Source organism: Methylobacterium sp. C25 (assembly GCF_021352225.1).
In the GTDB taxonomy this organism is placed as follows: Bacteria; Pseudomonadota; Alphaproteobacteria; order Rhizobiales; family Beijerinckiaceae; genus Methylobacterium.
The window spans coordinates 44,788-56,769 of sequence record NZ_JAAUVI010000018.1 but is presented as its reverse complement, the minus strand read 5'-3'; the positions used below and the strand labels follow the sequence as shown (position 1 = coordinate 56,769).

Below are 11,982 nucleotides of genomic sequence, written 5' to 3'. Positions count from 1 at the left end.
CAGCGTCGCGCCGAGATCGGCCCGGCTCTTCGGCAGGACCACGCCGGCCGGCATGATCTGGTAGATCGACGCATCCGTGCTGTAGCGACCGCGCGTGAACGCATCGAAACGAACATCACCCTGCAAGGCGCCTTTCAGCCGTCGAGCGAAGCCCTCGTCCGCTGCAGACAAAACCTGTGACCCTGCGCTCGCTCCCATGGTTTTTTTCCGTATTGTCCGCTTTCGGGGCTGGCCACCATTACCCTGGAACCGGCATAATCTGCGATCTGAATACAAAATACAATCCGCGAAGAGGCGGCGTACCAGCTGCTGACTCCGACGCACTCGAACGCCCGCGAGGCTCGCGACCCGTGATCATCGATCTGTTCAGCGACACCCAGACCCGTCCGACCGCCGGGATGCGCGAGGCCATGGCCCGCGCAGAGGTCGGCGACGAGCAATCGGGCTCAGATCCGACCACAAACGCGCTCTGCGAGCGCGTAGCAGCAATGCTCGGCATGGAGGACGGTGTCTTCATGCCCTCGGGCACCATGTGCAACTTGGCGTCCATCCTGGTTCAGACCCGAGCCGGCGACGAAATCATCTGCGACGACCAATCGCACATGTACAACACCGAGGCCGCTGGCGCGGCTGCCATCGGCGGCGTGTCAGTGAAGCCGCTGCCGACCCGCGTCGGGCTCTACACCCTGGAGCAGGCCGAGGCCGCGATCCGGGTTCCTCAGCGCACAGCGCCGCGCTCCGCTTTGATCTCTATCGAGCAGACCACGAGCTTCTCGGGCGGTACCGTCTGGGATCTCGGTGTGATGCGAGCGATCCGCGACCTCGCCCACTCGATGGGATTGAAGGCGCATATCGACGGCGCGCGCCTGCTCAACGCCGTCGCCGCCACCGGCATCTCGGCCAAGGATTACGCAGAGGGCTTCGACAGCGCCTGGATCGATCTCAGCAAGGGGCTCGGCTGCCCTGTTGGAGCGGTGCTCTGCGGCTCGAAGGAATTCGTGATCGAGGCCTGGCGCTGGAAGTACAGGCTCGGCGGCGCCATGCGGCAGAGCGGCGTCCTCGCCGCTGCCGGGATTTACGCGCTCGATCACCACATCGAGCAACTGGCCGAGGACAACGCCAACGCGCACCGCATCCACGAGGCGGTCCGCAAAGCGCCGGGCCTCGCTTTCGACGAGACAGCGGGCCAGTCCAACATCCTCTGCTTCTCGGTGGCTGGCCTCGGCATCAGCGCTGCCGAATTCGCCGAGGCCTGCCTGAAGGACGGTGTCCGCATTCGCGCGATCGGTCGCGAGCAGATTCGCGTCACGGCCAATCTCGACGTCGACCGGGCAGGCAGCGAGCGGGCGGCGGAGGTGATCCTGGCCAAGGCGTCGGCTTTCGCGAAGCGCGCAGAAACGCCCCACAGCTCATCCGTACGGTTGCAGGCGGGATCACTCGCCCAGTAAAGAAAATGCATTATACGACGCGGACGACGATCGCCCGACGCCAACGTCGCCGCGTGGACCGGCAAGAACCAACGACAACAAGAATTTTTCGAGGGAAACGCCCATGACGCCGCCGATCGAGGCTAAGCGGAAACCGCCGCTCATCAGCGCAACGAACAGCGTGCTGCTGTTGCTGTGCCTGATGTACTTCATCACCTATCTCGACCGCGTGAACGTCGCGACGGCTGGCGGCGAGATCATGAAAGAGCTCGGGATGTCGAAGACCGAGTTCGGTCTCATCCTCTCGGCCTTTGCCTACCCCTACGCGATCTTCCAGGTCATCGGCGGTTCGGTCGGCGACAAGTTCGGCGCGCGGCGCACGCTGTTCATCTGCGGCATGATCTGGGCCGTGGCCACCATCCTGACCGGCCTCGTCGGCGGCATCGTGAGCCTGTTCCTGGCCCGCGTGCTGCTCGGCTTCGGCGAGGGCGCGACCTTCCCGACCGCGACCCGCGCCATGCAGAACTGGACGGCACCGGGCAAGCGCGGCTTCGCGCAAGGCATCACCCACGCCTTCGCGCGCCTCGGCAACGCGGTCGCTCCGCCGATCGTCGCCTTCCTGATCTACCATGTCGGCTGGCGTTACTGCTTCGTGATCCTGGGCTGCGCGAGCTTCGTCTGGGTCGCGATCTGGTACATCTATTTCCGCGACAACCCGGCCGATCACAAAGGCATTACCCAGGCTGAGCTCGACGTGCTGCCGGCTCCGCGTGCGCCGGGTACCTCGCAGGCCGTGCCGTGGTGGGCTCTGACCAAGCGCATCGCGCCGGTGACGATCACCTATTTCTGCTACGGCTGGACGCTGTGGCTGTTCCTCGGCTGGATCCCGACCTTCTTCAAGGAGAGCTACGGGCTCGACCTGAAGAACTCGGCACTGTTCGCCTCGGGCGTGTTCTTCGCCGGCGTCGTCGGCGACACGCTGGGCGGCCTTCTCAGCGACGGCATCCTGAAGAAGACTGGCAGCATCAAGCTCGCTCGGCTCTCCATCATCGTGGTCGGCTTCCTCGGCGCTGCTGCGAGCCTAACCGGCGTGTTCTACACCAAGGACCTGACCTACGTCGCGCTGCTGCTCTCGTCGGGCTTCTTCTTCGCCGAGCTGGTGATTGGACCGATCTGGTCCGTGCCGATGGACATCGCCCCGAAATATGCCGGCACGGCGAGCGGGTTGATGAACACCGGCTCGGCCGTGGCGGCGATCGTCTCGCCGATCGTGTTCGGCTTCGTCGTCGACAAGACCGGGGACTGGACGCTGCCTTTCATGGGCTCGATCGGTCTCTGCCTGCTCGGCGCCGTCCTCGCCTTCACGATGCATCCCGATCGCAAGTTCGAGGATACATCTACGGACACGACGGCACCGAGCGGCTTGAAGAAGGCCGCCTGACCCTCACGCTGGACGAAGGGACGGCATGACGGAGAAACGCACGGGCCAGGGCCCCCTCGTGGGGGTCCGCGTCATCGAGCTGGCCCACATCATGGCCGGGCCAGTCTGCGGCCTGATGCTCGGCGACATGGGCGCCGAGGTCATCAAGGTGGAGAAGATCGACGGCGGGGACGATACCCGCCGCTCGGTCCCGCCCTCGATCGAGGGCGAGAGCGCCGCCTACATGATGATGAACCGCGGCAAGCGCGGCATCGCGCTGGATCTCAAGAGCCCGGAGGGCAAGGCGGTGCTCCGCCGCCTGCTCGCCGACGCCGACGTGCTCATCGAGAATTACCGCGGCGGCACGATGGAGAAGCTTGGGCTCGGCTACGAGACGCTGCGCCAGGAGTTTCCCGGTCTGATCTACTGCGCTCTGTCCGGGTTCGGCCGTACTGGCCCTTATGCGGACCGCGCGGGGTTCGATCTCGTCGCCCAGGGTATGAGCGGGCTGATGAGCATCACTGGGGAAGGGCCGGGTCGGCCTCCGATGAAATGCGGGCCGCCGGTCACCGACATCACCGCCGGTATCCTCGCGGCCATGGGCGTGCTCGCCGCCTACACGCACAAGCTCAAGACGGGGGAGGGCCAGGTCGTCGACACCTCGCTGTTCGAGGCCGGCATCACCCTCACCTACTGGCAATCGGCCATCGCCATGGCGACCGGCGTCGCCCCCGGCCCGATGGGCTCGGCCCATCCGCTCAACGCCCCCTACGAGGCCTTTGAGACGGCCGATGGCTGGATCACCATCGGCGCCGCTAACCAGACCAACTGGCTGCGGCTGCTCGGCGTGCTCGGCGTCGAGGAATTGTCGAACGATCCGCGCTTCGCAGCGAACCGCGACCGCATGGCCCATCGTGAGGATCTGGTCGCGGCGCTTGCCCCGCATTTCCGCAAACAGGATTCGGCGACTTGGCTGGCGCGGCTCGAAGCCGGCGGCGTTCCGGCCGGTCCGGTCCTCGACGTGCTCGCCATGCAGCGAGACCCGCAGACGCTCGCCCGCGAGATGGTGGTCGACGTCAACCATCCGAAGGCAGGGCGCATGAGCACGCTGGGGCTTCCGGTGAAATTCTCGCAGACGCCTGGGCGCGTGCACGGACCGGCCCCGACCTTCGGCCAGCACGGTCGCGAGATCCTGTCGGAGGCCGGCTACGACACGGCGGCGATCGAGGCGCTGCTCGCAAGCGGGGTCATTCGCGAAGCCTGACCGGCTGGGCTTTCAGTCCGTTTCGGCCTTGAGGGGCCGGGCGAGAAGCCGTGCCACCACCCCGTCGACATCGGACGCGCCGGACACGACGTCAGCCACGGCTTCGGCGATCGGCATCTCGAGATTGCGGGCCTTCGCCAGATCGATCAGCGCCGCTGCGGTGAAGGCGCCCTCGGCGAGCTTGCCGCCGGAGGCCTTTTCCGGCGAGGCGCCTCGGCCGAGACGGTCGCCGAAGGCGAAGTTCCGCGATTGCGGGGACGAAGCCGTCAGCACGAGGTCGCCGAGCCCGGACAGGCCCATCAGCGTCTCGGGTCGTCCGCCAAACGCCTTCGCGAACCGCATCAACTCGGCGAAGGCGCGAGCAATGAGGGCAGCCCTGGCGCTCTCGCCGAGGCCGCGCCCAGCGACAATGCCCGAGGCGATGGCGAGCACGTTCTTGCCGGCGCCTCCTATCTCGACGCCGCGCACGTCGTCGGTGTGATAGAGCCGGAAGGCCGGGCCGGAGATCAAGCCCGCGAGCCGGGCCGCCTCCGCGGCGTCGGCGCAGGCGAGCGTCACGGCGGTCGGCAGGCCGCGGGCGACGTCCGTGGCGAAGCTCGGACCCGACAGCACGGCGACGGTCGAGGAAGGCATGGCCTCTGCGGCGACGTCGCTCATGAACGAGTCGGTGCCCCGCTCGATTCCCTTCGCGCAGAGAACCAGGGCGGCAGCGCCGAGATGCGGTCGGAGCTGCCCGAGCACCTCACGCACGGTCTGGGCCGGGGTCACGAGAAGGACGCACCCCGCCTCCGACAGGACGCTTTCGTCGCTCGTCGCCCGGACCTCTTCGTGTAATGGGATGCCGGGCAGATAACGGGTGTTGTCGCGGGTCTTCTGGAGCCGTTCGGCGGAAGCCGGATCGCGTAGCCAGAGTGTGACGTCCCGCCCGGCACAGGCTGCAGCATTCGCCAAGGCCGTGCCCCACGAGCCGCCGCCGACAACGACGATGCGATTGGCTCGTCCGCTCTCGACGCTCATGGAATCTCCCGTCTTCGGCGGCACCCTCTGTCGTCTCGACGGTGCCGTCAACGTCGCATCAGGCCGCGACGGGTGTCTCGCCATCGCCTCGGATGCCGAGACGCTCGCAGAGCCGCAGGATGTTCAGCATCAAGCGGTTGACGATCTCGGTCTCGTTTGCGCCGTTGCGGACGTCGAGGCCGTATTTCAGCGTCACTTCGATCCCGTCCTGGCTCAGCGCTGAAACCGCGACCGAGGTGCGCTCCGGTGTCGATTCCGGGATGTCGGACACGAGCTCCTTCATGCCTGAAACAAGCGCTTCGATCTGCGGAACGCTGGTCTCGTAAGGAATTGGGAGCTTGGCCGAGTTCAGATGGAAGCGGCGTGTGCCGAGGTTGTTCACCGTCGCGTCGGAGAGCTTGCCGTTCGGCACGATGATGAGGCTGTCGTCGGCCGTGCGCACCCGCGTCGAGCGGATGCCGACATGTTCCACGGTGCCTTTCGTGTCGCCCGTGGCGATCCAGTCGCCGCGCCGGAATGGTCGATCGATCGCGAGGATGCCGGCGCCGAAGACGTTCGACAGGGTTTCACGCGAGGCGAAGGCCACTGCAAGACCGCCGATGGACAAGCTCGCCACCACGCCCTCGTAAGGCAGCGAAAGCTGGATCGCGATGTAGGTCAGTCCCGCCGCGATCAGCGCGATCTTCAGGGCGCCGAAGCCGAGGGAGACCAGGATGTTGTCCATGGTCATGCGGCCGCCCTCCCCGCCCGTGAAGTAACGGGCGACCACCGCATCGATAAGACGCCAGCCAAGCCACATCACCGAGATGGCGAGCATGACGCCAGTCACGCCGACCGAAATGCGTGTCGCGAGGTCGGGCAGGCCGAGCGCCGGAACCAGGGCGTTGTAGACGAGAAAAACGACGGTGCCCCAAAGCGGCCAGCGGAAGGCGCGGCGCGCCGCCCGCGGGTCGGCCTCGCCGACGGAGCGCACGAGGAAGACCAGGATCGCCCGGGCGATCAGCCATCCGAGCCCAATCGCCGCCAGGATGATCGTGGCCCAGCCGGTGATCTGCCACGCTTCGAGCGGGCCGAACTCCGTCAGCATCGGCGGCGCGATACCGCGCACCCATTTGCGGACCTTGAAGAAAACCGAAGGCGGGGCTGGAAGCCCCTTGGCATCCGCCGCCGGCATCTCCTCGACGGCGATGTAGAGGTCGCGCGCGCTGCGAAGGGTCTCGGCGGTGAATTTCCAGCTCATGGCGTCGCCGGTGCCCTTTGGCGCGAGGACGATACGCCCTGCCGGATGGCTGAAGACGACGAGGGGCTCCCGATTTTGGGGATCGTCCGAAATCTCCTGCGGGGCCATCAGCCCGATGCGGTTCATGATCCCGTTCAGATACTGGAGCGCCAGCACGCCCTGATCGTCGCGGACCGCCTCGCTGAGCTCAGAGGTGTCGAGGGTCGAGAGCGCCTGGGCGCGGCCGCCCGCCTCCCACTCCGAGAAGGCGCGGGTGAAGCTGCGCATGGCATCGCGCGCGTTCTTGCGCAGCTTGTAGGCCTCAGGGCTCGGCGGTCGGCCTCCCGAGCGGGCGAACAGGGCCTTGCGACCCGCCTCCAGCGCAGCCTCGTCAGGCATTGCGATGAACCACTTGTCGTCCTTCTTGACGAGATGCAGCGGCAGCATCGCGCCGGTGCCGGCCTGCTCGAGCTTGAGATCGATCGCGTCCTTGTCAGTCTTTCGACCCGGAATGCCGTGAAGGCGGAAGGTGGTCTGGTCGACGAGGTTGAACAGCGTCTGCGCCAGCCCGAGCTTCTGCTCCGGATTGATGGAGCCGGTATGCTCTCCGAAGTCGATGACGGAGACGGCGCGGGTCATTTGGTCCGGCGCGTCGTAGCGGGCACTGTTGCCGGCACCGGCGAAAGTGCGCAGCGCCTGACGCGGGCCGCGCTGGTCAATGCCAAGCGCCTCCGGATTGCCAGCGGTCCGCCCACCGGTCCACCACTCGCCCGTGTCGAAGCGGCCCATGAAGGTCTGGCCGTCATTGGCAAGGACGAACTCGATACCGCCCGAACGCTGCCCCTGAATCCAGCGCCCCTTCAGAGTCCGCCCGTGTACTTCGCCTTCGATCGAACCGTCGTATGACAGGTAAGTGCCATGGACGTGACTGCCTTCCTGCTGCAGCGCCATCCGCGCACCGCCCTGGCGCCAGCGTGTGTTCCAGGTGCCAGTCCAGCTGGGATCACCGGCGAAGCTCGGGGCGGAAACGAAGGTAACGGTGATGAGGACGAGCAGCAGGCGCAGGATGGAGTGCATTGCGTTCCGAAGACGGTGGAAGTCGGCCGGAAGCTAGGTGGCCGCGATCCAAGGTCAACCATTGACGTTTGGAACACATTCTCGCCGCATTTCACCTCGCGCGGCGGTCTGCTCGGTCCACAATACCTGGACAAGATCAGTCGTCGGCGGGCGAGCAGCACTGAATCCCTGTTCAATGCCTGCAGGTCTGCCATGCCGTCTTCCGTCACCTGCCGAACCACACAAGGATCGCGATCGAGGACAACCCGTCTCGATCGTCGGTTGACCGGATTCAGGCTGCTGTGGCCGCCGCCGCGAATGGCCAACGGGCGCGTGCGGGTGCCGTCAGGTCGTCGACGTAACCTGCGCGCAGGCGCTCGAGCCCGGCCCAGGCGATCATCGCGCCATTGTCGCCGCAGAGCGGCAGCGGCGGGGCGACGAAGCTGAGGCCGACCTGCCCGGCCTGCGCCGCCAACGCTCGCCGGATAGCCCCATTCGCGGCGACGCCGCCGGACGCCACGAGGGCCGTCGGCCGGCCGGCGACGGCATCGAAACCGCGCAGGGCCACGCGCACCCGGTCGGCGACGACGTCGACCACGGCGGCCTGAAAGCTCGCACAGAGATCGGCCACGTCGGCGCGCGCCAGCGGAGCGATCTTCTCCACCTCGATGCGCAGGGCCGTCTTGAGCCCCGACAGGGAAAAATCAGCCTCGCGCCGGCCGAGCATCGGCCGCGGCAGGGCGAAGCGTTCGGGGTTGCCAGCCTCGGCCATGCGCTCGACTTGCGGACCACCCGGGTAACCGAGCCCAAGCAGCTTCGCGACCTTGTCGAAGGCCTCGCCGATCGCGTCGTCGATGGTCCCACCGAGCCGGACGTAGTCGCCCACGCCTCTCACCGCCACGAGTTGGGTATGGCCGCCCGACGCGAGCAGCAGCAGATACGGGAAAGCGACCCCATCAGTGAGGCGCGGCGTCAGGGCGTGCGCCTCGAGGTGGTTGATTGCGAGCAGCGGCTTGCGCGAGACGAGCGCCAGGGATTTTGCCGTGACGAGCCCGACCAGCACGCCGCCGATCAAGCCCGGCCCTGCGGCGACAGCGATGCCGTCGAGCTCCGCCAGCGTCGTGCCGGCCTTGTCCAGGGCGCGCTCGATCAGGCGGTCGAGCACTTCGACATGGGCGCGCGCAGCGATTTCCGGCACCACGCCGCCATAGGCCGCGTGCTCGGCGATCTGGCTCAGCACCTCGTTGGAAAGGATCCGTCCGCCCTGCTCGTCGCCGTCGGGCTTGGCGACTACCGCAGCGGCGGTCTCGTCGCAGGTGGTCTCGATGCCGAGAATCTTCATCGGATTTCGCTCACGGAGGCGTTGGCCGTGGCAGGCCAGGTCGCCGGAAGGGCTGGGTTCGTTGTCGACCCGGCCTGGATGGACCGAGCATACATGGAAAAGGATGGGCCGAGGGTTTACGGCAGATCGATCGCGCCGAACAGCGCGGCCGAACCGAGGGAGGCTCGATGCGGATCTGGGTAGCCCGTCCCGAACCGGGCGCCTCGCGGACGGCCGAAAAGCTGCGTGCGCTCGGGCACGAGCCCGTCGTTGCGCCGGTTCTCGTGGTTGCCGCCACCGGGAGGCCGAAGCCCATCGGCCGGTTCGATGCCGTACTGCTTACCAGCGCTCATGGCGCCGCTGCCCTCGCCGAGAGTAGCACGGCCATGGAATGTCCGATCTTTGCCGTCGGCCGGGCGACGGCCGATGCAGCCCAGGCGGCCGGTCTCGATCGGGTGCATGAGGCGGGTGGCGACGCGATGGCGCTGTCGCGCCTCGTCGCATCACGCCTGCCATCCGGCGCACGCCTGCTGCACGCGGCCGGCGAAGACCGCAAGGCCGAGCCGGCAGCGAGCCTTGCTGCGGCGGGCTACGCTGTGACCGCCTGGGAGGCCTACGCGGCGCGGGTGGTTGCCGCCCTCCCCGGGCCGGTGGAGAAAGCCCTTCGCGTCGGCAATCTCGCGGTAGCACTCCATTATTCCCGCCGCAGCGCGGAGGCGGCCTTGTGGCTCACGCAATCTGCCGGACTCGACGCACCATTTCGGATAGTGGATCACTACTGCCTGTCCGCAGACGTGGCCTTACCCCTGGTCGAGGCCGGGCTCGCGGCCCATTTCGTTGCGGCACAGCCGAGCGAGGACGCGCTTCTGGCCGGTCTTCCCGAACCGGCCTGAACGCAGCCCTTGCACGAGCGGGACGAAGAGACCAAGCCGGCGAAAGACGGCGGGGCCGGCGAACGGCCGAACGAGAGGGACGACACGCCCGTGACATCACCGGCAGACGAGCGCGGCAAACCCGGCGACCGACCGGACGGATCCGGAAAACCTGGGTCGGCGCCGGCCAAGCCCGGTTCGACTGGCAGCAGCACGATGGCGCCAAGCGCAACCGTGAAGGCCGCCGAGGCTCCAAAGGCGAGTGAGCCGACAAAACCCGGTGCCATCGGCAGCAGTGACAGCGCGTCGAGCGCCGCTGGAGCAAAACCGTCGGAGAGCGCATCTTCTGCATCACAAGCCGTTCCGAAAGACGGCACCGGCAAAGACACGGACGTGAAGGCGACGATCGGAGGTGGCGGCTCCGCCTCATCGGCCGCCGGCAGTTCTGGGCCGAACACGGCGTCGTCCAGCGCATCATCCGCCAACGCCGTACCGAAATCGGCAGTGGGCGATTCTGCGAGGACATCCGGACCGGAACCCGTACCGCCAGCGAAGCCCGGCGCGACCGGTAGCAGCGCGGTACCACCCGCTTCGCCCTCTGCAGGATCTGGCGCACCCAAGCCGAGCGAACCGATCAAGGGCGGCGCCACCGGCAGCAGTACGGCCGGAGCCGACAAGTCCGGCTCGGGTCCGAATCCGTCTGGCGCGTCGGCCAAGGCGCAGCCGGGCGCGGCGCGCGTGGGCCGGGACGATGCGCTGACCGACGGCCCGATCATCGACCTCAAGGCAAACCGCCCCGCCGGTCCGCCGGGCGCCAAGCCGACGACGAAAGAGACGAGCAGCGCGCCACCAACCGGGGGTGCTGTCACTACAGCGTCAGGCCCCGGCTTTGCCCCGCTGGCCATCGCCGGCCTGATCGGTGGTCTGATCGGTGCAGTCCTGCTGTTCCTGCTCGCACAGACGGGTGCGCTGGCGCCAAAGGGCGAACGTGCACGGCTCGATGAACTCGATAAGCGCATCGCGTCGCTCGCCTCTGGCAGCACCGTCGCGGCCCTCGACAAGCGGGTGAGCACCAACGAGGCCGCGCTGAAGCCACTCCCCGAAGCGATTACCAAGGCCCAGGCCGCCGCATCGAGCGCGAGCGAGAAGGCGGATCAGGCGCTGCAGAAGACGTCGGGCTCCTCTGGTGCCCCCTCGGCCGAGGGAGCGCCTGCGGCATCAGTCGATCTGTCAGCGCGTCTGGATGCTCTCGATCAGCGCGTCTCAGCCCTGCAGGAAGAGCCGGGCCGCGACCCGGGATCGGACGCGAAGTCCGGCACCGCGCGCAACGGTGAGGATCCGGTGCGCCTCGCCGACATCGACGTCCGTTTGAAAGCGCTCGAGGCCAAGGGCCAGGCGCAGGGGGCTGCCGTTCCCGAAGAGGATCTGGCCCCGAAGCTCGCAGCGCTACAGGGCGATGTCGAAGCTCGCGCCAAGGCGAACGAGGCAGCCGACAAGGCGCTCGGCCAACGGATCGACCAGATGCAGCAATCGCTCGATGGCCGGATCGCCACGGCGACCGAAGCCGTTCAGCAGGCGACCCAGGCCAGCCGCCAAACGGCTGAGGCGGGCAAAGTCCAGGCCGAGGAGGCTGCAAAGGCGGTCGATCGCCGTCTGCAGGAGCAGGGTGACCGCATCGCGGTGCTCGACAAGACGGTCGACGGCAGTGCGAAGGCGGTGACGGTCCAGGCCGCGCTGCGCGCCGTTGCAGCCAATCGCATTTCGGATGCCCTGTCCTCCGGTGCCCCTTACGCGGATGCGTTGGCGAGCCTGCGTGGCAACGATCCGAGAGACGGCGCCGCGCTTCAGCCGCTGGCGGCCTTCGCCGATGCAGGGGCCCCGACCACTTCCGTGCTTGCTGAAGAATTTCGCCCGATCGCGGAGAAGATCGCTTCGGCGCGACGCGCGTCCCGTTCGGCCGCCCGTGCCTCCAGTGGCAGCATCGGCGACCGCCTGCTGGGAATGGCGGAATCTGTTGTGCACGTGAAGCGCGTCGGGCCGTCCGGTGGCTCCAATGGTGGCACCGCAGCAGCGCCGGCGGCAGACGACGAGCCTGAGGCCAAGGTGCAGGAGGCGCTCGATCGAGGTCGCCTCGATGCGGCAGCCAAGGCCTTCGCGGCGATGCCCGAGGATGCCCGTGCCCAGGCCAAGGAGTTCGGTACCCGGCTGAAAGCCACAGCCGACGCCCGCGTATCCGCTCAGGCGCTGCAGGCCGATGCCTTCAAGGCGCTCTCGGCGCCGGCCGCCGGTCGCTGAGCGTGCCATCTGCCTTGGAAAGCATCCCGAAAGTGGGGTGGACGATCCAGGTACCGATCGGCGGCGCGGATGACGTGCCGCCGCCGGCCCA

9 protein-coding genes are annotated in these 11,982 nt (G+C 67.6%); 5 read left to right on the top strand and 4 right to left on the bottom strand.

Features of this window, described 5'->3' with window-relative positions; all coding sequences use genetic code 11:
- Positions 1–198, bottom strand: a 198-nt coding sequence (locus HCU64_RS24440; protein WP_233387029.1) for a hypothetical protein, incomplete at its 3' end; no start/stop codon positions are given.
- Positions 199–353: 155 nt separating this feature from the next.
- Between HCU64_RS24440 and HCU64_RS24435 the strand changes: the two genes are divergently transcribed.
- The 3 genes from HCU64_RS24435 (at position 354) to HCU64_RS24425 (ending at position 4,111) form a co-directional block, all read left to right on the top strand.
- A complete protein-coding gene (locus HCU64_RS24435; RefSeq protein WP_233387033.1) occupies positions 354–1,448 on the top strand; it encodes a threonine aldolase family protein in 1,095 nt (364 codons plus the stop codon).
- Positions 1,449–1,551: 103 nt separating this feature from the next.
- Positions 1,552–2,868, top strand: a complete 1,317-nt coding sequence (locus tag HCU64_RS24430; RefSeq protein ID WP_233387027.1) for an MFS transporter — start codon at positions 1,552–1,554, stop codon at positions 2,866–2,868.
- Between the two features lie 25 nt (positions 2,869–2,893).
- Entirely contained in the window at positions 2,894–4,111 is a 1,218-nt protein-coding gene (locus tag HCU64_RS24425) for a CaiB/BaiF CoA transferase family protein (RefSeq protein ID WP_233387025.1), read from the top strand.
- A 12-nt stretch (positions 4,112–4,123) separates the two neighbouring features.
- Here HCU64_RS24425 and HCU64_RS24420 read toward each other — a convergent pair whose 3' ends face one another.
- The 3 genes from HCU64_RS24420 to tsaD form a co-directional block, all read right to left on the bottom strand.
- Complete coding sequence (locus HCU64_RS24420) at positions 4,124–5,128, bottom strand: NAD(P)H-dependent glycerol-3-phosphate dehydrogenase (protein WP_233387023.1); 1,005 nt, start codon at positions 5,126–5,128, stop codon at positions 4,124–4,126.
- 58 nt (positions 5,129–5,186) lie between these two features.
- Positions 5,187–7,424: a mechanosensitive ion channel family protein gene (locus HCU64_RS24415; RefSeq protein ID WP_233387021.1), complete on the bottom strand. Its 2,238-nt coding sequence runs from the start codon at positions 7,422–7,424 to the stop codon at positions 5,187–5,189.
- Positions 7,425–7,695: 271 nt separating this feature from the next.
- The gene (tsaD, locus tag HCU64_RS24410; RefSeq protein ID WP_233387019.1) at positions 7,696–8,745 is read right to left on the bottom strand and encodes a tRNA (adenosine(37)-N6)-threonylcarbamoyltransferase complex transferase subunit TsaD; all 1,050 of its coding nucleotides are present in this window, start codon (positions 8,743–8,745) and stop codon (positions 7,696–7,698) included.
- A 167-nt stretch (positions 8,746–8,912) separates the two neighbouring features.
- Between tsaD and HCU64_RS24405 the strand changes: the two genes are divergently transcribed.
- Positions 8,913–9,617, top strand: a complete 705-nt coding sequence (locus HCU64_RS24405) for a uroporphyrinogen-III synthase (RefSeq protein ID WP_233387016.1) — start codon at positions 8,913–8,915, stop codon at positions 9,615–9,617.
- Positions 9,618–10,100: 483 nt separating this feature from the next.
- The gene (locus HCU64_RS24400; protein WP_233387014.1) at positions 10,101–11,891 is read left to right on the top strand and encodes a hypothetical protein; all 1,791 of its coding nucleotides are present in this window, start codon (positions 10,101–10,103) and stop codon (positions 11,889–11,891) included.
- Positions 11,892–11,982 lie beyond the last annotated feature (91 nt).